Source organism: Vibrio sp. 070316B (genome assembly GCF_013114115.1).
Classification (GTDB): Bacteria; Pseudomonadota; Gammaproteobacteria; order Enterobacterales; family Vibrionaceae; genus Vibrio; species Vibrio chagasii_B.
Genome location: NZ_VTYC01000016.1, coordinates 80,846 through 103,733, shown reverse-complemented (window position 1 = coordinate 103,733; position 22,888 = coordinate 80,846). Strand labels below are relative to the sequence as shown.

Here is a 22,888-nt window from a genome sequence, read left to right as displayed (position 1 = left end):
GCTAACTACTAAGACAGGGAACTGAAATGAACAGATTAACATGGACTGCACTTGTGCCGCTTTTGCTATCAATGGCCATGGTGTTTAGCACTTATAGTTATGGAAGCGAGAGTGGGTTAGAAGCTTTCACTGTCTCTTTGGTGTTGTCTGCACCTTTAATTTTTACCTTTTTTCTCGTTTTCTCATTTTGCCGAGATGGCGCTGCTGACAGGCATGCGTTACTTGGAACCATTGCCATTTGTATGCATCTATCTACGGTATTGTTACATGTTTGGTGGAATGGATTCATGTTCACCGATGTGACCAGAAACGATGGTTTAGGGCCAGCACAAGGTTACTCGGGTTTGATACTTTGGCTGGGTAGCATCAAGGCGATGATCATTGGCGTCGCTGTTGGAGTCTGCGCACATTTCGTGACTCGAATGGTTAGAAGGCTGGCCTTCAGATAAGATTACGTAGCTTACCAACACCTCTAACAAAAGGAGTTTGAAGTATGTTTTATAGCAAGGAGCTCAACAAAGGGTTGCTCTTGATCCTCATTGTGCTTAGCGTGTTTATTGTATTTACATCTGACAACGGCTTCGGAGCCTTGTTTGCCCTGTCGATAAACGCTTTAATTGCGATTCTCTTTTTCTCCATGACGATTGAGCTCAAAGGCGACACGCTGACTTGGTATTTCGGTTTTGGTTTTTGGCGTAAGGTTGTGAAGGTATCTGATATTGTCGACACATCGTTTTATCAAACTAAGTGGTATCAAGGTATTGGTATCCGAATGTTGAGCGATGGATGGCTGTATAACGCATCGACAGGCTCAGCGTTAAAGCTAAGCTTAAGCGATGGAAAACATATCTATATTGGTTGTAAAGACGCGCAAGGTTTGAAGGCTGTCCTGAAACCATGATGAGTTTATAATCACGAAAAGATAAAGACGTTTTAATACTCAACAAACATACGTTAAAAAGGATAAGGATATGTCTGTTAGCGAGAAGATATTGCATTGCGGGAACTGCAATAAAGAGACGCCCCATATAAGGTTAAGTTCAGCAGAAATTGAAGCGAAACAACTAGATAAAAATACGTTGAAGTCGCATGTGTTGAACATCGTGTTCGGTGTGTTGTTGGGAACTCAAAAGTCTAAGTCTCAAATTAGTTATTTCAGGTGCTCAGTGTGTCACGCAGAGTATGATAATGATGAAAATGTTCCAAATGGCTGGAGCTAGTGGGTTATAAAAAGTACAGGTAAGTTGTGATTGAATTAAAAACGGTAGGTCTTTTTGTACTTACGGCGATAGCGGAAATAGTAGGGTGTTATTTACCTTACCTTTGGCTAAGGGAAGACAAGAGTGTCTGGTTACTGATCCCGGCAGCCATCAGCCTTGCCGCATTTGCTTGGCTACTCACGCTGCACCCTACAGCAACAGGGCGAGTTTATGCGGCTTACGGTGGTGTGTACATCTCAGTCGCGCTGGTATGGCTGTGGCTTGTCGATGGTGAGAAACCAACAACTTGGGATCTAGTTGGTGGTTCGGTTGCGCTGCTTGGTATGGCGATTATTATGTTCGCACCAAGAAACGTGTAATTAGACGCTGTTGTGGCGCAATTTGAATCGCTTATTTTCAAGGAGGAATTAGAGTACATGACAAAGGTTGATTGGCACAAAAATCAGATAGATGAGAATACGTTAATCACAGATAGCTATAAAACGACTCAGAATGTCCGTCGATATTTTAAATCCCAATTTGGTGAGCAGTTTAAGTTTGATCGTGATTTCATGCTTTGGATGAAAAGCTCAGCGGGATTAACGATGGGTGATGCCGTACAAGAGTGGGCGAAGCGCAACCAAGCTAAGTAGTCACGTTTGTTTGAATGGAAAAATACCGCTGATTGATTCAGCGGTATTTTTTGCTTATTGCTTCGGTGAATTGCGTGTCGGTCTCTTAATTTATAGCAGCTAACTCGACATTTTCTGTATTGTTAGAGACTTTCCAATCACCACCGAGTGCTTTGTATACAGCGATAGTCGTGTTCGCGGTTTGCAGCTTGGCGGCTACTTGGCGGTCTTGCATCATCTTTTGTTGTCTTTGTGCATCTAACACAGACAAGTAATCAACAAGGCCAGCCTTGTACAAGGATTTTGCCTTGCTGACGGCGTTATCAACAGCGAGGGTGGCTTCATCAATGCGCTTTTGATTCTCTTGGCTGCGGCCGTACGCGAATAAGCTTGAATCTACCTCAGCGAATGCGCTGTCTACCGAATGTTGGTAATTAAGTGCTGCTGAGCGGAATCTGGCTTCATTCATCTCAACCATAGCTTCACCACGGCCACCATCAAACACATTCCAACTAATACCCGCTGACGCAGCCCAACCGAATGAATCGCTGCTGAATAAGTCGTCAAAGCTTCCAGCGGTAACGCCAGGTGTGCCTGTTAAGAAGAACTTTGGATAACGATTGGCAATACTCGCACCAAGTTCTTCGTTGATAGCGGCCATTTCACGCTCTGCGATGCGAATGTCTGGGCGCTGCTCTAACAAATCTGAAGGGATGCCTGTTGGGATAACATCTTTCATTCTTGGAAGAGTATAGTCACCCGCCAAACGCTGATTAACGTCCGAAAGTGACTCGCCTAGCAATACAGCCATACGCTGCTTGTGAACTTGTTCTGCAATTTCTAGTTGAGGAACAATCGACTCTGTTGCGGCAAGCATTGCTTTGGCCTGTGCCAGATCTAATTCAGAGCCATAACCGCTGCGAACCACTTTGGTTACGAGTTCAAGTGTTTGTTGTTGGTCTTGTATGTTCTCCATGGCGATTGCTTTGCGTTCTTGAGCGCCACGGTATTGAAGGTAGTTGTGGATCACGTCTGCGGTGATTAAGGTATTTAACCCCGATTGGAAGATTTCGGCTTGTTCGACACGAATCGAAGCTGCGTTTGCTTGTCTGTCGATGCGTCCAAACAGGTCCATTTCCCACGCGATGCTCGCGCCAAGAAAACCGCCATCGTGTTGTGCCTCCAACAATGACATACCGGTTGCTGATTCAACCGCATCAGAGGCACCAAATACGGGGCCGAGTAGGGAGTCATTCTCACTCAGTTGGTAGTTGTAGTAACCACCACCGACATTTACGGTCGGTACTTTAAAAGATTCAACAACACTCTTATAAGAGTTCGCCATATTGATCCGTTCAGCAGCTAGTTTGAGTGGTATGTTTTGGCTTTGCACATCAGAAACTAACTGGTTGAGTGTCGGATCATTGAACTGAGTCCACCAATGGTTCTGCTGTTGATTCGTCTCACTGTGGCTTTCACTGTCTTGGCTGTACAAGAAGGTTTCTGCCATTGTGGTTTGTGGCTCCTCGTAATCTGGGCCAACCGCACAACCGGTAAGTAACAAGGCTAGCGCAATAGGAGCCACTTTAAACTTAGGTAATCGATACATGTTTACTGCTCCTTATTGAGTGACGTTAGTTTGTTGGTTACCTGTATTGCTAGGTGTCGTATCAAGCACAACAACAGCATCCTTTATAGCATCTGAAATACTCACTGTTTCTTCTGCTCGATAGAACAGTTTGTATAGCGCGGGCATAACGAACAGAGACAACACGGTTGCAGCCGCCAAACCACCAATAATCGTTGCCGCCATCTGGTCGAATAGGAGATCCGTCAGTAGCGGGATCATACCAAGAGCCGTTGTTAGTGCGCCCATTGAGATCGCCATGGTACGGTTCACGGTTGCTTCTTTAATGGCATCCGACAGAGTACGACCATTGGTGCGTTCCAGTTCAATTTGGTCCATCAGTACAATACCGTTTTTGATGATCATGCCTGTTAGGGTGACTGCACCAATCAAAGCCATGAAGCCGAAAGGTTTATCCAATAACAACAAGCTGAATGTCGCCCCCGTTGCTGCAAGCGGTAATGTGGTGAAGATAATCACAGGTTGCTTAAAGCCGTTAAACATCGCGACTAGAATGATCACCATCAACAACATCGCTTTTGGTAGTTGCTTGAGGATGTCACTCACTGCTTTATGTTCGTCATAGTATTCGCCACCCCATTCAAGGCTGTAACCTGGCGGAAGTTCGATAGCTTCAATATCGTCAATGACGGCATTTCTTACAGCAGCCGGAGTGGTGTAGCGGCCAACACCGGCTTGTGCGGTGATGGTTTTCACACGATCACGACGCCAAATCATGGTCTCTTCGCTTGTTAGTTCAAACCCATCCACCACTTGGCCGAGAGGTACGCTATGTAAGCCCAATAGTGAGCGAACTGGCAATGTCTCTAGTGATTGAAGGCTACGATCTGTGCGTCTAAGTTGGATCGTAATGAGTTCATCGTTTAGGTTCATGCGTCCTAGCGGCATGCCTTCAGAAGCACGCTTCATTGCGAATGCGCTATCAGCGCGGTTGATACCAGCTTGGCGAACCTTATCTTGGTTGATGATCGGCTGAAGCACTTTGCTCTTTTGTCGCCAGTCATCACGCACATACTTGGTATCAGGGTGCGCTTCAAAAATCGCTTTAGCTTGGTTAGATAAATCATGCAGTACAGCAACGTCAGGGCCAGAGAAGCGCGCTTCTACGCTGAATTTATCTGATGTCGCAAGCTTCAAACCTCTGAACCTTGGGTTCGCGTTTGGAAACTCTTTTGCAAGCCATTTGTCACCACGAGCGATTAAGGTACTGAGTGATGGATAATCGGTCGCGTTAATCAATATTTGGCCATACGCAGGGACGAATGGTTCTGGCTCGATCGTTACTGAGAATCGTGGTGCACCAGCGCCAACATAGGTAGAGATACTGGTCACTTCTGGTTGTTCTAATAACCAGGCTTCAATACGCTCCATATCTTGTGACGTTTGTTCGATCTTTGCGCCATTCGGGAGCCAGTAATCAAGGAACAAGATTGGACGGTCTGCTTGCGGGATGAAATTAATCGCAATGCTTGGAATCGCTAGCGCGGTAACCAGAATCAAAGGTATCAGTGCTGACAGTGCTTTAATTGGATTATCGACGGTCCAGTTCACGCTCTTTCGGTACAAGCTGACTTTTGTATCGGTTTTTTGCTCAGTTGGCTTAATGAACATCCAGCACATTAGCGCGGTAAACGTCATTGCGACAAACCATGACAGCAGTAGTGAAGAGGCGATGATCAAGAATACTGAACTCGCAAATTCAGCGGCATCTGTCTGAGAGAAGATAACCGGGCTCGCACCCATAATTGCAATCACGGTCGCGCCAAACAGCGGTGTTGCCGTCTCTTTTACTGAGTCGATAGCTGCAACCGTTCGGTCGATACCTTTGTTAATCTTCACGATCATCATGTCGGTAATCACAATTGCATTATCAACCAACATGCCCAGAGCAAGGATAAAGGTACCGAGAGACACACGGTGTAAGTCGATGTTTGCGATGTTCATATAGATGAGCGTCAGCAGAATCGTAAGTAGTAAACTAGAGCCAACAATGGTTGCACTCTTTAAGCCCATGAAAACGGATAGCACGATAAATACAATCGCAACACTTTCAAGTAGGTTGCTTACGAAGTTATCTATCGACTTTTGAACTTCTTCAGGTTGATTGGCAACGGTGGCGACTTCTACACCCAGAGGCAACGATGCTTGGAACTCATTGACGATTCGATTGATGTCATCGCCTAGAGATACGACATTCACACCAGACACAGGGCTCATGGCAAGCGTCACAGCTGGTATACCGTTGTAGCGGTTTTCTGTCATCATCGGTTCTTGATAGCCCATGGTCACATCAGCAATATCGCCAAGACGGATAAGGCCAGTACCTAAATCACTTACGCCACCTTTAATCATCAGGTTTTTGATGTCCGCTAAAGAAGTGAATTGGCTTGATTGCTGAACTCGAATTCGTTCGCTACCCGCAGAGAACTTACCTGCGTCAAACGTGGTGTTCTGCGTGTTTAACTGGCTCCATACCTGCGCCATAGATAAGTCGTACTGCGCCAAACGTTCATCAGGAATATCAATATGAACAACGCGCGGTTGGACACCATGCAATTCTACTTTTTTAATGCCATCGACGGTTTTAATGCGACGTTGTAACTCTTCCGCATAACTACGAAGCTCTGATGGAGTCGCGTCTTTACCGTAAACTGAGAAAAGCATCCCGTACACTTCAGAAAACTCGTCTTGTACTATGCTGATTTGCGCAGTACTCGGTAGGAGCATCTTCATGTCTGATACTTTACGACGAAGTAGATCCCATTCTTGTGGGAGTTCTTTTGAGTTTAGCGACTCTTTCAAATCGACAAACACCATCGACATGCCTGGACGAGAAAGCGAGCGTAGTCGGTTTAAAGTCGCCATTTCTTGAAGTTTGGTTTCAACCGTATCCGTGACTTGTTGCTCAACTTCTTCAGCCGAAGCTCCAGGGTAGAGAGTGACGACGACAGCCGTTTTTACGGTGAAGCTTGGGTCTTCAAGTTTTCCTAGATCAAAATAAGAATAGAGCCCAGCAATCACGCTTAACGCGGTGAAGAACAGGACAAAGGTTCGTTGCTTTATGGAAAAGTCAGCTAAGTTCATGGTGTTCACCTACAGCTCTTTAACTTGGATGGATGAGAAATGCTGGCCTTCCTTGATGTATTGCGCACCGCTTACGACGACAAAATCGCCATCATTTAAAGTTGAATCGACACACGCGCTGTTTTCTCTCACAGAGGTAATGTTGATCGGCACGGATTCAGCTTGTGAGCCCTTGATAACAAACACTTGTTCATCGCCAGACTGATTAACAATTGATGAGTAAGGTAGGCAGAAATTGTTGCTACTTTCACCTAAATCAGTGGTGAGCGTCACCGCTTTACCAGGTAATAGGTTACGAGAGTCTGTATTAGTTAAATCATCCAAACGATAAGTCACAGAATAGGTCTGTTTTATTGGGTGAGGGAGTGTGGAGATTTCAGTCGCATGACCAGTAATAGACTTTTTTGCGTGATACCAACTGATGGTAGCTTGTTGTTCAGCTTCGAATTGGTGAATCAAGTTTTCTGGTACGTCGATGGTCACTTCAAGCTGTTCCGGCTTATGAATAGTAAACACAGCTACACCAGGAAGCACTTGTTCATATTGATCGAAGTTTGATGAAGCAATCACACCATCGAAAGGCGCTAATAAGCGGGTGTAGCGCACCGAATCTTTCGCTCGACGAATGTTTTGTTCTACTACCTTAACTGCGGCTTCGCTGCGTTCGTAACCGCTGATTGCACGGTCTAGGTTTACGTTAGCAATAGCATCATCAGCAATCGCTTGTTTAACGCGGGCTAATTCGGCTTTTGCTAACTTATGTGCAGATTTCGCTTCTAAAGCGCGAGCTTGCAACTCTTCTAAAGCAACTTGGTAATCGTGTGGGTCGAGTTGAGCGATAGGCTGACCTTTTTGCACGCGATCCCCCGTTTTAACTAGCAATTTTTGTATGGTACCGGGAACACGAAATGCCACGCCTGCGGTTTCTACTGATTGAAGCTTCCCTGTGAAGGTTTTACTCGACTGTTGAGATGCAGATTCAAGTTGGATGACTTGAATAGGGCGTTCTTCCGTTACTTTAGATGAATCTGCAGTTGGCTCCGTAGAAACAGAATGGTTGCAACCGATAAGAGGGAGAAGAGTGGCTGCGAGTAGAGAGTAGCGATAGATGGACATCATGAATTGCTCCTAAATATTGATGGAGCAATTCTATCGAGATGAAGACTAGAGATAATCAGTGCTAACGGTATAACACTGTCATGCTATTTGTGACAATAATTAGAGATTTGGCAGTTCTTGTAACAAGAAATCAATCAATAATTGACTTGCGTGGCTGAGTGCTTTGCGCTGCGGGTACAACAACCAAGCTTCTTCTTGTTGCATGGTGTGATCAGGAAAAAGGTTAATCAGTGACCCTTCTTTAAGCTCTTGTCTCACCATCAATAGAGGTACCTCGATGGCGGGTAGATGCACCCTTCACAAAGCCGATACTATCACTAACGATAGAGGGTTCTACCTTTACAATTTGTCCTGATATTTCCCACTCTTTATCAACATCACCACTTGGCCAACGGAAACAGACAAACGGAAATTTAGACAGCTCTTCAAGCGTTGTAGGTTTACCCGATTTAGCAATGTATTCAGGGCTAGCAACGAAAATGCGCTGCAAATCCATTACCTTACGCGCGACAACATTAGAATCACTCAAACGACCACCATGCATCGCAAGGTCTAACCCTTGGCGATACATGTCGATAAAACCGTTACTGATGCTGCGAATATCGAGCTCTATTTCTGGGTAGAGATCTTGGAACTTGAATAGGGTGGCTTGGACAATATCACCGGTCTCTGGAAGCAAACCGATCTTGACTCGACCGTGAGGTACTTCCAACAAGTTCGACGCAACGTGATTGGCTTTTTCCAAAGCACTTAATGCCTTCAGCAGTTCGTTGTAATACAGCTCGCCAGACTTGGTAACGGATAGGCTTCGCGTCGTACGGAAGAACAATTGTATATTAAGTGATTTCTCTAAGTCATTGATTCGTCGACTGACATTTGCTCGCGGAAGATCGAGAGCCTTCGCGGCAGCGGTAAAGCTTCCAAGCTCAACAACGGTAGTGAATAGTTTAAGATCTTCAATTTTCATAGTGACGGCCGACTTAGCGTAGATAATTGGGTCAATTAGTCCGCATCGTATACCAGATGGTATATAAAATCGAAAAAACCAATGAGCAATTAACGACTCATTGGTTTTAATAGGACATAAATCAAAAAGTGAGGGACTAGAGTAGTTCGATACTGGTAATTGAATGCAAAGTCTATTTTAGCGCCCACGGCCATCAACCATAACGACGATCGTTTTGGTTATGATGCTTAGGTCTGTTGCAATCCAAGATTTGACCGAGCAAAGGCTCAATGCATAGCTGTGGTCGAATCCAACTTTACGACGAACATCGTCAATACAAGTGTCGTAACCTTGATTGACTTGCGCTAGACCCGTGATACCGGGCATAACGCCGTAGGTACGGTCTGCAAAGTACGGAATCTCGTTTTCTAACTTAGTGTAGAAAGTAGGACGTTCTGGACGCGGACCAATTAAAGACATTTCACCTTTTAGCACATTGAATAACTGAGGGATTTCATCAAGGCGAGTTTTTCTTAAAAAACGACCGACAGGTGTAATTCTAGGGTCGTTTTGTGTCGCCCAAACCGCACCGGAGCGAGACTCAGCATCTTCGTACATGCTACGGAACTTCATTATCTCAAAGATTTCCATTTTCTCTGGTGTTGATTTACCGACACGAAGCTGGCGATAAAGCACTGGACCACGAGAAGTAAAAACAATCGCTAGGGCAATGATAGGGAACACTGGCGACAGAATAATAAGTGCAACCAATGAGGCGACAAAATCGAAGGTACGCTTCGCACGAGAGACTTTGTATTGGTAAAGGTTGTGATTTGATAGTTGGTCAATGTTCATCATGGTCAATCCTTAACGATTTGCTCGAGTCCAAGGTGAGCTTTCAAGTCCGAATAAGTAGCGTAATCCGCCAATGAAGTTGGCATAATGCCCAACGACTAAATAAGAAATTAATGAAATAGGTTTGTTGACTAGGCGCTTAGGTAATATGCAGCCAAGTAAACCAATGGTGTATATCGCAATCTGTGCCCACAGCAGCGCTTCGAACACTAAATAGTGATTTAGGAGAGCTGAACACACTAAGCACATGATCATCAAATAGGGGGTCAGTAGGCGTAGCCCTTTACCTGAAAAGAAAGCGAAAGCGATGCCTTTGAACTTAGGGCTGAACAAGCCGAATAATCGGATGGCTTGCTGCATGTTACCTGCCGAGATACGTAAGCGACGTTTGAAGTCGGTTTTGAGGTTCGACTCTTCAAGCTCCAGTGCAACCATTTGAGTTTCATATTCGGCGATATAGCCTTGCTTGACGATTTGCATCGGTAAAATGAAATCATCATTAATGGTATTGAGTGGCAGTGGCTCGAAAAGTGATGTTCTAAATAAGTAGAAGGCGCCATGAGAACCTAAACTGGACCCCAAAGATGCTTCACACTGTTTCACCGCCGTTTGATATTGCCAATAGGTGTTTTCACCTTCGTTTCCTGTAGGGCATAACAGATAAGTAGCGTTAACGACACCAACCTTGTCACTTTCGAAGTGAGCAGCGGCAATTAAAAGTGCATCCAATGATATCAGGGCTGACACGTCACTAAGTGCTGTGATATCGCTGGTTATGTTTGTCACTTCTTCGTTTACTACTGAGACTTTACCTCGGTTCTGAGTGTGATCATGTATCTCGAAATGGATGTCACTGCATATTGCTTCTTGGATGGTCATTTGAGCAATTTCAACGGTGTTATCCGTACACCCATCACAAGCAATGATTACAGTAAGTTTTTTCTTCGGGTAATCCAATGATGCTAGGTTACGGATTTTATCCGCTATCCATTGCTCTTCGTTAAATGCCGGTACCAGAATAGTGATGCTTGGTAACGTACAATCTTGTTTTTCATCTTTGTAGCAGCGATGGCTTTCTTCTACTTGACGTATTGGATGGCCTTTCGCATACCATCGTAAAAGGATCGGATACGCTGCATGGTGATAGACAATCAACATTCCTGAAAACAAACACAAACCGGCTAATACCCAATCAATCATGCGCAAGCTCCTTGAGAAATATTGTCGTAAGACGCGACCATTTTCACTATATCGAAGTTGTCGAGCACATATTGGCGCGGTGATAGGAAGCGTTGCTGCTGACCCTCTAGCAGCGCGTTGGCTAACTCAATAATGTTTCCTTTTTTTACCAGCGTGCCACTAATTGGACATAGCGTTTCATCAATTGCACCAACATCCATTGCTACCGTAGGAATATTGCAAGCTTGCGCTTCTAACGTAGACAGGGGCAGACCTTCGTGTCGTGAAGGAAGACAGAAAGTATCGAGCGAGCCATAAAATGTGGTCATGTCTTCAACTAACCCCAGAAATATTACGCGTTCGTGTAAACCAAGTTTTGTCGTTAATGCTTCTAATTGGGTTCGCTTTGAGCCGTCACCTGCGAACGCAACAATGAAATTAGCGGGAAGAAAGGAGAGCGCTTTGATGAGTTGGTCTTGTCCCTTCACATGTTCTAAGCGTCCAGCACAGCCAACGATGTGTTTATCGTTAGGTAATTCGAGCTTTTGTCGAGCAATCGCTTTGGGCGTTGGCTTGAATTTATCGCAATCGACACCGTTTTTTATGGTGATGATATTGTTGTATGAAAAAGTATGACGAAGTTGGTCATAGACACGGGTCGCGTCGGCAACTAATGTCGGTTGAGCGGCTTTTAAAGCAAGGGCTTGGAGTCTTCGACGTTTGTTGTTTTTTAAATGCCATGCGTCGTGCTCTGTATGGATACGTGTTGGGACGCCTGAAACTCTCGCGGCGTATCCAGCGTAGAGCAATGGACCAATGTGATGCGTATGGACGACGTCCGGGCGTATTGCTTTAAAAGCTTTAATGAGTTTGACGATGATACCGAATTGAACACCCGGTGCTTTATCTAAAAACACGATCTGATTTTGATACGGTTGTAGTTTCGGCCAATTTTTTATCGCCTTATCTTTGGTTCCTTCTAAGCTAACGATTAGTACTTGGTCGAGTGGCTTTGCAAGACGTAACAAGTCGAGAGTGAGTGTTTCTAAACCTCCTGGCGCTAGGTGCTGAACCACATGTATGACTTTCTTACGTTGGTTTGTATTTGGCTTTTCCATAATGCGGCTCCTTGCACTGACGTTTTAAGTCTTTTTGCTAAACATATTTGTTGTTATGACTGCAATGTTGCACGTGCCGTGCCAGAAAATTAATTAAGTTTAATCAATGGCTTAATTTAATTTAGTGTCTGTTGATTTTACATTCTCAAAATAGGAATCAAAAGACAATCGACAGTGAGAGGAATCGGCTCAAATCTCCAATGGAACAACAATGCTGTTTATCGCTAAAAAAAGAGCACCAACATCAGGTTGGCGCTCGTTTCTTTAATAGTGAGCCCTTAGTTCATGTTCGGAATGACCGTTAATACCGACACGCCCATGATCGCTTCAATATCACTTTTTCGTTTGATCGATGAGTCAAACAATTCGAACAGTATCGCTAACCCCGCACCCAAGCCAATGCCTGCGATCAGACCTGCTAGGATGAATATGAAGGTCGGCATATTCGATTTGATACTCGGGGTGTAAGGTAAGTCGATAATCTTCACACGTTTATTTTCTTCGAACACACCTAGCGAGCCAGTTAACTGAGCCATCTCATAACGTTCATTAAGTTCATCGAATAGTTGTCGCTTAACTTCTACATCACGCTGCAAACGGTACATCTCTTTTGCGTTGTCACCGAAGTTGTTTGCCTTGTGTTCCAATTCAAAAATCATGGTTTTAAGGCTTTTTGTCTCTTCTTTTAATGACTCATAGCGCCCCCGAACAAGTTGAAGGTTATGAAGTTGAGTCACTAAAAGAGGTTGCGTGTCGGAGAGTTTGTCTAGTGAGGTGCTACTCGCTATATCCCACAATTGGTCACTGTTCATTCCGGGTTGCTTCTGTGCGAGCAGTGTTTTTCTTTCGTTCTCAAGACGTTCCAATTCAAGGACCTTCGCCTGTACAGCACTGTGTTTATTGGTGTACTTTGCTTTTAATAAGGTTAACGAACTTTGTGTGTCAATGATCTGATCTTCTAATCGTCCGATAACAGGATTGGTTTTTGATAGTTGTTGGTCAATTGACCCTAGGCTTTTTTCAACGCCTGATAACTCGGCTTCTTTCTCGGCTAGGGTTTGCTTTAACGAAGCCAATCGATTCAAGCTTTGGCTTTGAACCTCAGGAGTTGAGTGTACATTTTCATTAATATATCTCGCTAACTCTTCTTCCGCCTTTGCCAGTTCGGCGCTTCGCTCGTCGATGTGAATTCTAAGGAAACTACTCGAGTCTTGGATCGACGAACGTTCTGGAGCCAATATTTGCTCTATAAAATGCTCGCTGACGGAACTAAGTGTCTCTTCCATACCGATCGGCGTGTTAGAGGTAAGACTTATTTTTAAGAAATCTTTACCCATTTGAGTAACAGATAAACGTTCTGACAAATCCGTAATGATCTCTTGTTTTTGAACTTCCGACATATCTGGTTTTGTTAGCTGAAGCTCATCTGCCACCGAATAAAGAACGTGACGGCTGTGTAACAGGGTTCTAAGTGCACTCATTCTGTCTTTAAGCATGGTAGAAACGGCGATGTCCTCAAGAAACGGATTCATTTTCGCGGTTTCTTGTATCAGCATACTGGTGTGCGAATCGTATTTTGTTGGCGCAAGTTTACTCACACCAAACCCCACAAATGGCAAGATAAGAATAGGGATTAGAATCACGTAGCGCTGACGCCACATCCCGTTCAATATGCTTAATAAACGCAGCTTGAGATTGTTCATAATAGCTCCAGCATCCAATGTACGAAGTTGCCACGGTTTTTCCAGCTGTCTTTTTCGACGATAGAGATAGGCGAGTGAGTGAGTTGACGAGCGTTGTTAAGTGCTTGGATCATTTCCTGGGCATTGTTGATAGCTGTAACGTGCTTCTGATAAGACGCCATCGCAGGGAATGGTGTTGTTACGATGGGTGTGCCTGCAGCTAAGTATTCCATTAGCTTAAGTGGGCTACACGCTTGTATTTGCTCATTGTCTACGAAGGGCAGCAAACTAATATTCCAATGTTGTGAGTAACTTGGTAAGGTGTGATGTGGTCTTGGGCCAAGGTAATGGACATTGTGTAACTTTGGTAACATTAGCGTATCAAGCTCGTTGGGCCCAATGAATACAAAATCCCATTCAGGCATTGCGTGAGCAACATGTCCGATCATGTCATAGTCTAGCCACTTCGACAGGCTGCCATAAAACCCTGCAATCGGACGATGACTGCTTGGCAGGTCTTCAGCTCTGGCTACTGGTGTAGAAAATAGCTCAACATCAACGCCGTGTGGAAGCAGCTGCGTTTTAGATTTAGGAAACTTTTTCACTAACTCTTTACTCGCTGCGAAAATCAGATCCGCTTTATCTATAAGTTTAGATTCGTGCTCAGCGACAGTTTGGTGGTCAACGCCTGCGAGCGCATTGAAATCATCGCCGCAATAATAAACGACAGCAGACTCACCCAGATGCCCACACAGGTCAACTGCAGTAGGAAGTGACGTCCACAGGATAGGGTCTTGTAAGTTAAGCTCTTCAATCATTGGTTTTAACTGTTGCAACATCATCATTTGAGCGAGCTTGCGCGAAGCGTATGATGCAGGAGCAGGAATGGTTCTCAAGTTGGCGACTTTAATGTTATTGAGGCCAACAGAGTCCGACATGTTCTGGGTGATTGCGTTAGTCTTACCAAACAACTTATTGAACGCACGCGTTACATCTTTCACGCTTAAGCGTGGTTGTCTAAGGCCAATGGAGTTAATCCAAAGTACTTTATGTGTTTTAACTAGTTGGCGAACTAAGTGCTGGGTTGACGATGGAAGTCCGCCAAAGTCTTCACCGAATACAATGAGATCACGCATGGTCACCTCCGTGAGTCTCAAATGCATCAAAAACATCCGACTCCGTCACTTCTTCGGATTTTATTTCCCCAACCACTCGTGCGGGATTACCTGCGGCAATAGAGAATGGGGCAATACTTTTGGTTACAACGCTACCGGCAGCAATCACGGCACCTTCACCAATTGTCACGCCGCCTTTGACAGTTACATTGGTCCCTAGCCACACATCTCGTTCTAGTATGATGTCGCCAATCTGTTGTGGGTCATCACCTTCACCGTTTGCACGACGTGTCGCATCAAGTGGGTGGCCGGAGTAACCAAAAAGAAAGGCACCGCCAGCAATTCGGACGTTGTCGGAGATAATCACTCGTTTGCCGACCGCGATAGTTGATTGCCAACCCACATCAACATTATCACCAATTGACAGTAACGGATGCTCTAAACCGTCGAGCGGCTGCGTACACCCTGAAAATGTAGTGTGACCCGATATACGACAGTCATTCCCAATTGAAATTTGCAGTGGTCCACTTACGAAAGGTAGGCCTCCATACAAATATAGGCGCTTACCACACTGTGCGACTCTGCCTTTGAACGCTGGGGTCCAGTAGCAAAAGCGAGTAAATCCCCCGATGACATTCACAATCAATTTGTGTGTTTGGTATAGGCAACGATTGAAGATCTGAGGAGTAGGGAGCTCGGCGCTTCTGATGTTTTTCAAAATGAAAAAAACATTTCTAATTCGAGAATTAGGGTGAAACTTAAGCCAGTGTTTAAATTGATGGATGCTTGCTGACGTCATAATGAAATTCCTTCTCTGTTGTTATATAGAAGTACCTTCATATTGTGTGCCATATAGTAAAGCCCATATTTTCAATGAGTTAAGGTTTAGCTTTTAGATTTTCTCATTTTGACAAGCAGTTTGAGATACGTTTGAAACGCAAACTGTGAGTGCTGCAAGGATGTAAATCGGCCAGTTGAAGCCTTGAGTTAGAAAAGTGCCGGAAACAATGGTACCGATCAGGCCTGCGTAGACCGCGTAGGCGATAGCATTGAGTTCTGGTGGGACATTGGAACCCGCAGCTTTAAGTTGCGCCAAGGTGGCACGAGAGGTTTTGATCAGAGATACGATAAGCCCTACGAAAATGATCAACCCAATAAATCCAGTTTCAGCTAAAACGCCAAACCAGGTGCTGTGCACAGCATGATTTAATCCATCCCAATAAGCGCTATAAAAAAAGTAATTAGAGTAGAAGTTATTTAAGCCAACCCCAGTAAGAGGGTTGTCTAATGCCATTTTGAAAGCGGCTTCCCAAGCGTATATTCGTCCCATAGCGGATTCATCAATCCCTTCTTCGGCCGCACCACCTGAAGCTCTGTCTGATATTCCAGCAGCTAAGTAAAGGACGACTGCGGCAATTGCTCCGCCAGACATTAACAAGAGTTTAGAGTGAACCAACTTCCAAGCAAATATACCAATCACGGCAATACACCCTAATAGTCCACCACGGCTCTGCGTTGCGATGATAGCAGCGAGTAGTAGCACGCAAACGAAGCCACTGATAATTCGTTTAAACAATGGGATTCCGGAAGTGCTGGCTTGACTGATAGTAAATGCGAGAGGGAACATTAATACCAGCGCCAAATCGTTAGGATCTCCGAGCATTGACCCAAAATCACGACCTATGGTTACGCGTGTGCCTTCGACCAAACCAATACCGTTGATTGAGTTGTAAACGGCGATGGTGCTGACCAGAGCTCCCGCGTATATGATCGTCATCGCCGTTTTCGCTAAGTCTTCCGTGGTGTTCACGAGCCAAGTAATGGCAAGAGTCATGACAATAATCTTCCAGTAGATACCTTTAAATTCAGCTAACGCGATCGGTCTATTAGAGGCAAAAACAATCCCAATGATCGTGAGAATCCAAAAGATAACCAGCCAATTCAGAGAATGATGCCAAGAGATTTTAAGCTCTCTACTGACCAGTGAGTGCCACAGCAATGCCGACAATGCCCCCATGGACAGTAACAAAGGGATCTTCATTGGATAGAGTACTGGTAATGCTTCATGAATCCTGAAAAAAGAGAACACAACAAACAGAATTACAAACCAAAATGCCTTATTGATGACGAACAAGGCACCAAGCGGGATAAAGGCGAGTCCGATAGCCACTGCTGGGTGAGGAACGAGATACCAAGCAGCACCAATAACAAGGCTTAGCAATGAGAGCCCTAAAATTAGCGGTGTTCGGTTAACTTGGTCTCTCATTGTAAATCCCTAGCGTTTTTTATTATTCAACTAAAGACATAGCAAGGTGAATGCCACATATCGACTGACACTAAGTTATTGTATTTATGTTCAATTTAGATTTTTCTAAAACGTTGAGTTGAGGCGGGTCAAAATGAGAATCAAATTGGAAACGCGCTTGCCATTGTTATTTGGATTGAATCTATGGTGTGGCAACGTTATGCACTGTAGCAGGCTAGGATCTGGGGAATAACAGCTTGTGGAGAGTAATGCTCGCGGATGGTCGCTTTGGCTTTCATTCCCATAGTCTGCTTGTCTTGAAAAGGGAGGTCAAACCAACTCGTTAAACATGCAGTGAGTTCGCTTTCATTTGTAGCGATGTAACCATTGGATTCATGCTGAATCAGTTGCGATAGATTACCAACGTTGGTCGCTATAACCGGTATGCCGCGAGCCATGGCTTCTAATGCCGCCATAGGTAGACCTTCGTAACGAGATGGTATGACTAAAACATCAATGGTTTTCCATGCATGGTCCATACTGGTTTGGTGTCCATGGAATGTTAAGTTATTTGGTTTACTCTTTTCGAGCGTTTGCCTTTCAGGACCATCTCCAAATAGGTGAAATTTATGATTAGCCGCAAACTGTGCAAGAGCAACAAAACGGTCTGGCGCTTTTTCGTGGCTTAAACGGCCAATAAAACCTACCTGATAAATTTGTTCACTGTTGCTTTCGTTAACTAAATGTTGAGCATTCGGAGAGCTGTCTGGGATCGCAATGAAATTATTAAGCAGGGTAGTTCGTGACGGGATCTTATCTTGTATTTTGTTGCTGACAACAAAACAGTGATTGGACAGGAATCCAGTATATCTATCTAAAAAATCGTAGATCCAAACTTTGCCTTTAGGTGTTTCGCCTGCGTGATACGTCGATATTTGACGAGGCTTACAATGGCTTGGGGTCACTAGCTTCACCAGTTTACTCACAATGCTTGCTTTGTAGCCATGAGCATGGACATGCGTGGGTTTATATTGCGTGATTGCCAGTTTAAGTTGCGAAACTGAATAGGTTTTACTTGGTGCTAAGTCGTTAAGGTGACTGTAAGGCAGGTCTAAGTCTTTTAAGCGTGTTATCACTGGGGGAAGAGGAGCAAACTTGGTGAGCAGGACGACTCTAGCTTTGCGGTTATGTTTAAGTAAACCAAGTGCGAGCTCAATGACATGCGTTTCAATTCCACCAAAGGTTTGGCTATCGATGAGTAGCCAAATCTCTTGAGGTTCAGGAACTAAATGCCCCTGAACCTGAGTTGGTTGAGCTTGAGTATCCAAATTAGGCTTGGTTACACTCATCTTCAGACTCCCAAGCCTGTTTCTTACGGTAAACAGTGGAAGGGCTCAGCTCCAATAAAACGGCAGCGTTTAACACATTTCCATCACAATGATTGATCGCATGTTGAATGGCTTCGCGTTCTATCTGCCACATTGGACGTATCGCACCGTCACTAGTGGTAAATGCCGGTGTCATTGGATCATTTGTGTCTGGAGAGACAGATGAACGCTCAAGCTCTTCTGGTGTGACTGGAGGCAGCTTACCTTCTTGAACAACTGGCGACACGGCTTCCACAACAGCGCTACGTATTGGCGTAACGCTTTTTGAGGTTGTAGCGTCTGCTTTATTGATCGGAGCAGGTAACATCTCTTTGGTTACACTGGTTTCATTGTTTAACACTACGATGTTGCGAATGATGTTTTGTAGCTGACGAACATTGCCCGGCCATGGATAGCGCTTAAGTAAACCTTGTGTCTCTTTATCGATAGAATTGAATTTCTTCTTGTCTTGTTTGGCGTAAAGTTTCAAAAAGTGGTTAGCTAGAGTGACAATGTCACTTCCTCTTTCTCTCAGCGGTGGCATCTCAATAGGCACCACATGTACACGATAGTAAAGGTCTTCACGGAATCGACCTTCTTCTACTTCGACGAGAGGGTCACGGTTAGTCGCACAGATGATTCTGACATCTACTTTGATTTCTCGGTTGCCACCTAACGGGGTAAAAGTCCCGGTTTGTAGGAATCGAAGGAGCTTTTTCTGCATTTCCAATTCCATTTCACAAAGTTCATCCAGAAACAGTGTGCCACCGTGTGCTTGCATTGCAGCACCTTTACGATCGGTTGTAGCACCGGTAAATGCGCCTTTGACATGACCGAAGATTTCGCTTTCCATTAAGTCGCGGGGGATAGCACCACAGTTGATGGCAACGAATGGTTTATCACCACGCTGACTCTCTTGGTGAATTGCCTCTGCGCATACTTCTTTACCTGTCCCGCTCTCGCCATTGATGAACACACTTGCGGTTGTCGGAGCAACTGAGTCGATGATTTTATAGACGGCTTGCATCGGTAAACAAGAACCGATGAAGTTATGGAAACGGTCACGATCGAATTTGCTTTGAATATTGTCGACTAGATTTTCGAGTTTGGCTCTGCGCAGATGCAGGTTAACCGATGTTTTGAGGCGGTCGGCTTGAATTGGCTTTTCCAAGAAGTCTTCCGCACCGCGCTGAATTAGGTCAACGGCAATGTTCACTGAACCATGGGCTGTCGCGATGATTACAGCGGTTGGGATGTCGTTATCACTGATCCAATCTAAGACCTCTTCACCTGGCATATCAGGCAGTTTAAGATCGAGGATAACCAGTTGTGGGACGTGTCTCTCTATAAATGTTTTAGCTTCAGCTCCAGTTTCGACATGAAATATGTCGTATGGCTCGTCTTTTACGTACTGCTTGTAAAGTACGGCGAGGGAGGTGGAGTCTTCAACTAACAATACCTTAGGGCGCATTGTGTAATTCCTTTTGAAACTTTATCCTAACCAATCAATAACATAGTGATGTTTGAGCGTAGATACGAGTCGACGGTCTTTGTTACTTACTGGGCGCGCTGTCTTATTTGAGTTTAGTCTGTTTATGCGAACAGATGACCATGAAACGTAAATCGGTGATGACTATGTTTAGCTATTTAACTAATTTATATCTGGTGAAAGAGCGCTAACTAAAACCGGCTTCTTTTCTTTCTAATAACGCGTTGATTGAACGCTCTGCAAGTTCGATTAACTCGCCAACCTGCAGAAAGGCTTGTTCATGATGCGCTTCTAAACACTGCTGTTCTAATGCTCTTGCTAACTTACCTAAAGGCCGGTTACCTAGCGAAAGTGCGGTACTACCAAGGGTATGGACTTCAAACTCGAGCGTTTGAGCGTCGTTGTTGCTAACTGCTTCTTTAATGGTGAGTAAACGAGCCTGTGACTCTGTCACATAGTGGTCGATTAAAATTGGAATAATCTCCGGACTGGTATCTCGAACCATCTGTTCAAGTACGCTTTCTTCCACAAGCTCTTCATTTTTTAGCTTATTTTCACCTGAAGGTGTGTCTGACGTTAAAGTCGAGTTCATCAAACTAGTCCTTTTATTGAGCTGTAAATACTTACATCATCGAGAAGTCTAATACTCGTTTGCACTCTTAAGTTTTAGTCATTTTCTGGAATAATTTCAACTGGTTGCCTTATAAACAGCAGAATAAATCGACATTAAGCCATGCTTGTGGCTATCTTTGTGATAAACCTAACGGATTGATTATATGTATTTTTACTTACAAAATATGAACTTAGGTGTGTAATAGGAGAAGGGCTTGGACTCTAGTGCTAAAAAACCTCGTTTCCTCTAAATCTAGTAAACTAAAGAAAAAGGCCACCCTGTTGCTGAATAGTGGTGGCCTAAGTGTTAATAAAGTCATTGGTTACGCCTTTGTCCAAGTTGGACTTGGACTAAGACGCTTTGTCAATTTTTGGCTTTGGGATAGGTTCTACTTCTTCCTCGCTTGTCTCTGAGAAGATGTCGGCAACAGCGCTTCTCTCTAGTTCACCTTTGAGGTTCCCATCTTCGTCCACGACCGGAAGAGAGTAGTCGCAAGACATGGTGTCTGGCAGAACTTCTTCAATCACTGCATCAGGTAATACCACAGGAACTTCTTCGTAGATCTCATCACTGAAATCGTGAACCGAAGAATCTTCAACAGCGTCTTGTAAGCTCTCTTTTGTGACCAAACCTTGATAGCCATCGTCAGTAACGTGATAAGCGTAATCGTGCTTGAGCATCTTCATTTGAGCCAATGCACCTTCGATGGTCTCTGAGGTGATTCGATACAAAGGAGGCTGCATAACTGTTTCTACAGTCAAAGCACGAGCGCGATTCACGTCTTTTACGAATGCCTCAACGTAATCATCGGCAGGGTTAAGTAGGATTTCATGAGGCGTGCCTTGCTGTACTAACTCGCCATCTTTAAGGATAGCGATGCGGTCACCTAGGCGGAGGGCTTCGTCTAGATCATGGGTGATGAAGACAATGGTTTTATGGAGTTTCTCTTGAAGTTCAATTAACTGATCTTGCATTTCGCTTCGAATGAGAGGGTCGAGTGCAGAAAAGGCTTCATCCATTAACAAAATTTCAGCGTTAGTACACAGGGCGCGTGATAAGCCGACACGTTGTTGTTGACCACCCGAAAGTTGGGCAGGGTACTGATTGCCATACCCTTTCAAACCTACGGTTTCCAACCACTCATTTGCTTTTGATAGGCGCTCATCTTTTTTGATACCTTGGACTTCCAAGCCATAGGCGACGTTCTCAACCACAGTTCGGTGTGGCATCAACCCAAAGCGTTGAAATACCATCGACATTTTGTGACGACGAAACTCTTCCAGTTCTTTGGTATTCAAGCTCATTACGTCGATGCCTTCTACCGTGATTTTACCTTGAGTCGGGTCAATTAAGCGGTTGAAGTGACGGATGAGTGTTGATTTACCTGAGCCTGAAAGCCCCATAATCACAAAGATTTCACCGCGATTTATCTGAAGGTTAATTTCTTTAAGGCCAACGGTATGACCGGTGTCGGCGAGAATCGCATCTTTATGCTCGCCATTCTTAACGCGGTCCATTACGGACAGAGGTTTAGGCCCAAACACTTTGAACAGGCCACTAATTTCGATTAATGGTTTAGTCATGTTTGAACCCTCCTAGGTGGGCATTGGTTCTACGCGCATAAGCCTGTGACGCTCGGTCAAACAGAATCGCGAGTGCAACAATGGCGAAGCCGTTCATCAAGCCTAGAGTGAAATATTGGTTGGTAATCGATTTAAGAACCGGTTGTCCTAAGCCCTTAACACCAATCATAGACGCAATAACCACCATTGATAGGGCCATCATGATGGTTTGGTTTATACCTGCCATGATGGTTGGCATTGCCAGTGGTAACTGAACGCCCCATAAACGCTGTTTCTTGCTCGCACCAAAAGCAGTCGCAGCTTCTAACACTTCTTTATCGACTAAACGAATGCCTAAGTTAGTTAGACGAATCACAGGGGGGATTGCGTAAATAACCACGGCGATAAGACCTGGAATTTTACCAATACCAAGCAGCATAACGACTGGGATTAAGTAAACAAACGCAGGCATTGTCTGCATAATATCCAGCAGTGGTGTAACGATCGATTGTGCGCGATTAGAACGCGCCATGGCGATACCAATAGGAATACCTAGGAAGATAGAAACTAAGGTACACACAGTGATGATGCTGAGTGTCCGCATTGTGTCTTCCCACATACCAAAGTAGCCGATGAGAAGTAGAGAGAGCACACAACCTAGAGCCAGTTTCCAAGAGCGACTGGCGGCATAAACTAAGCCCGTGCAAACGCCAAGAACGATCAGCCAAGGGGTAGAGATTAGAAGTTTTTCAAACCAAACTAGGAAGGAAAGAAGAGGGTCAAATAATGATTCGATCATTTCTCCATATTCACGGGAAAACTCACGATATGCGCCGTCTAGCGTCTTTTTAATTGCTCGCAAATCAGAGCGTTCCATTTCTGGGAAGCTCGATAACCAATTGCTGTCAGCCATTTTATATCCTTATAGTTCGGAGCCACTTGTTCAACACACTAAAATGCGATGTGAACAAGGCTCCGAATTACGAATAACATCAAGTATAGCGACGTTATTTCCATTGTATTGAAGCGTAGCCA

Annotated in this window: 19 protein-coding genes and 1 pseudogene; 4 read left to right on the top strand and 16 right to left on the bottom strand. The window is 44.5% G+C overall.

What is annotated here, in order from left to right:
• The first annotated feature begins 26 nt into the window (after window positions 1-26).
• From F0251_RS13890 to F0251_RS13875, 4 genes are all read left to right on the top strand, one after another.
• Window positions 27-449, top strand: a complete 423-nt coding sequence (locus F0251_RS13890; protein WP_171731192.1) for a hypothetical protein — start codon at window positions 27-29, stop codon at window positions 447-449.
• 44 nt (window positions 450-493) lie between these two features.
• Complete coding sequence (locus F0251_RS13885) at window positions 494-901, top strand: hypothetical protein (RefSeq protein ID WP_171731191.1); 408 nt, start codon at window positions 494-496, stop codon at window positions 899-901.
• A gap of 345 nt (window positions 902-1,246) precedes the next feature.
• Complete coding sequence (locus F0251_RS13880; protein WP_171731190.1) at window positions 1,247-1,579, top strand: YnfA family protein; 333 nt, start codon at window positions 1,247-1,249, stop codon at window positions 1,577-1,579.
• A gap of 57 nt (window positions 1,580-1,636) precedes the next feature.
• On the top strand, window positions 1,637-1,852 hold the full coding sequence (locus F0251_RS13875; protein ID WP_171731189.1) for a DUF6434 domain-containing protein: 216 nt from the start codon (window positions 1,637-1,639) through the stop codon (window positions 1,850-1,852).
• An 85-nt stretch (window positions 1,853-1,937) separates the two neighbouring features.
• On the opposite strand, the gene F0251_RS13870 is transcribed toward F0251_RS13875, so the two are convergent.
• From F0251_RS13870 to F0251_RS13795, 16 genes and pseudogenes are all read right to left on the bottom strand, one after another.
• Window positions 1,938-3,440, bottom strand: coding sequence for an efflux transporter outer membrane subunit (locus F0251_RS13870; RefSeq protein ID WP_171731188.1), 1,503 nt, complete (start codon window positions 3,438-3,440; stop codon window positions 1,938-1,940).
• Window positions 3,441-3,452: 12 nt separating this feature from the next.
• Complete coding sequence (locus F0251_RS13865) at window positions 3,453-6,563, bottom strand: efflux RND transporter permease subunit (protein ID WP_171731202.1); 3,111 nt, start codon at window positions 6,561-6,563, stop codon at window positions 3,453-3,455.
• Window positions 6,564-6,572: 9 nt separating this feature from the next.
• Window positions 6,573-7,682: an efflux RND transporter periplasmic adaptor subunit gene (locus F0251_RS13860; protein ID WP_171731187.1), complete on the bottom strand. Its 1,110-nt coding sequence runs from the start codon at window positions 7,680-7,682 to the stop codon at window positions 6,573-6,575.
• Window positions 7,683-7,781: 99 nt separating this feature from the next.
• Window positions 7,782-8,649 (bottom strand): annotated as a pseudogene (locus F0251_RS13855) (LysR family transcriptional regulator).
• A gap of 177 nt (window positions 8,650-8,826) precedes the next feature.
• A complete protein-coding gene (locus F0251_RS13850; RefSeq protein ID WP_032498275.1) occupies window positions 8,827-9,486 on the bottom strand; it encodes a sugar transferase in 660 nt (219 codons plus the stop codon).
• Between the two features lie 9 nt (window positions 9,487-9,495).
• Window positions 9,496-10,683, bottom strand: a complete 1,188-nt coding sequence (locus tag F0251_RS13845) for a glycosyltransferase family 2 protein (protein ID WP_171731186.1) — start codon at window positions 10,681-10,683, stop codon at window positions 9,496-9,498.
• A complete protein-coding gene (locus F0251_RS13840) occupies window positions 10,680-11,780 on the bottom strand; it encodes a glycosyltransferase (protein WP_061034081.1) in 1,101 nt (366 codons plus the stop codon). Before F0251_RS13840 ends, F0251_RS13845 begins: the two co-directional genes overlap by 4 nt.
• 278 nt (window positions 11,781-12,058) lie before the next feature.
• Window positions 12,059-13,483, bottom strand: coding sequence for a Wzz/FepE/Etk N-terminal domain-containing protein (locus F0251_RS13835; RefSeq protein ID WP_061034080.1), 1,425 nt, complete (start codon window positions 13,481-13,483; stop codon window positions 12,059-12,061).
• Window positions 13,480-14,598 carry a glycosyltransferase gene (locus F0251_RS13830; protein WP_171731185.1) on the bottom strand — a complete coding sequence of 373 codons (1,119 nt, stop codon included), beginning with the start codon at window positions 14,596-14,598 and terminating at the stop codon, window positions 13,480-13,482. The genes F0251_RS13835 and F0251_RS13830 overlap by 4 nt, the downstream gene beginning before the upstream one ends.
• Window positions 14,591-15,376, bottom strand: coding sequence for a DapH/DapD/GlmU-related protein (locus tag F0251_RS13825; protein ID WP_116870549.1), 786 nt, complete (start codon window positions 15,374-15,376; stop codon window positions 14,591-14,593). The genes F0251_RS13830 and F0251_RS13825 overlap by 8 nt, the downstream gene beginning before the upstream one ends.
• Window positions 15,377-15,469: 93 nt before the next feature.
• On the bottom strand, window positions 15,470-16,843 hold the full coding sequence (locus F0251_RS13820; protein ID WP_116870550.1) for an O-antigen ligase: 1,374 nt from the start codon (window positions 16,841-16,843) through the stop codon (window positions 15,470-15,472).
• Window positions 16,844-17,040: 197 nt separating this feature from the next.
• The gene (locus tag F0251_RS13815) at window positions 17,041-18,171 is read right to left on the bottom strand and encodes a glycosyltransferase family 4 protein (RefSeq protein WP_253820280.1); all 1,131 of its coding nucleotides are present in this window, start codon (window positions 18,169-18,171) and stop codon (window positions 17,041-17,043) included.
• Complete coding sequence (locus F0251_RS13810) at window positions 18,152-19,660, bottom strand: sigma-54 dependent transcriptional regulator (RefSeq protein WP_061034076.1); 1,509 nt, start codon at window positions 19,658-19,660, stop codon at window positions 18,152-18,154. The genes F0251_RS13815 and F0251_RS13810 overlap by 20 nt, the downstream gene beginning before the upstream one ends.
• A 205-nt stretch (window positions 19,661-19,865) precedes the next feature.
• A complete protein-coding gene (locus F0251_RS13805; RefSeq protein WP_061034075.1) occupies window positions 19,866-20,270 on the bottom strand; it encodes an Hpt domain-containing protein in 405 nt (134 codons plus the stop codon).
• 371 nt (window positions 20,271-20,641) lie between these two features.
• Window positions 20,642-21,874 carry a glycine betaine/L-proline ABC transporter ATP-binding protein gene (locus F0251_RS13800; RefSeq protein ID WP_171731184.1) on the bottom strand — a complete coding sequence of 411 codons (1,233 nt, stop codon included), beginning with the start codon at window positions 21,872-21,874 and terminating at the stop codon, window positions 20,642-20,644.
• Window positions 21,867-22,766 (bottom strand): proline/glycine betaine ABC transporter permease, encoded by a 900-nt coding sequence (locus F0251_RS13795; protein ID WP_008217852.1) that lies wholly within the window; start codon window positions 22,764-22,766, stop codon window positions 21,867-21,869. Before F0251_RS13795 ends, F0251_RS13800 begins: the two co-directional genes overlap by 8 nt.
• Between the last annotated feature and the right edge of the window lie 122 nt (window positions 22,767-22,888).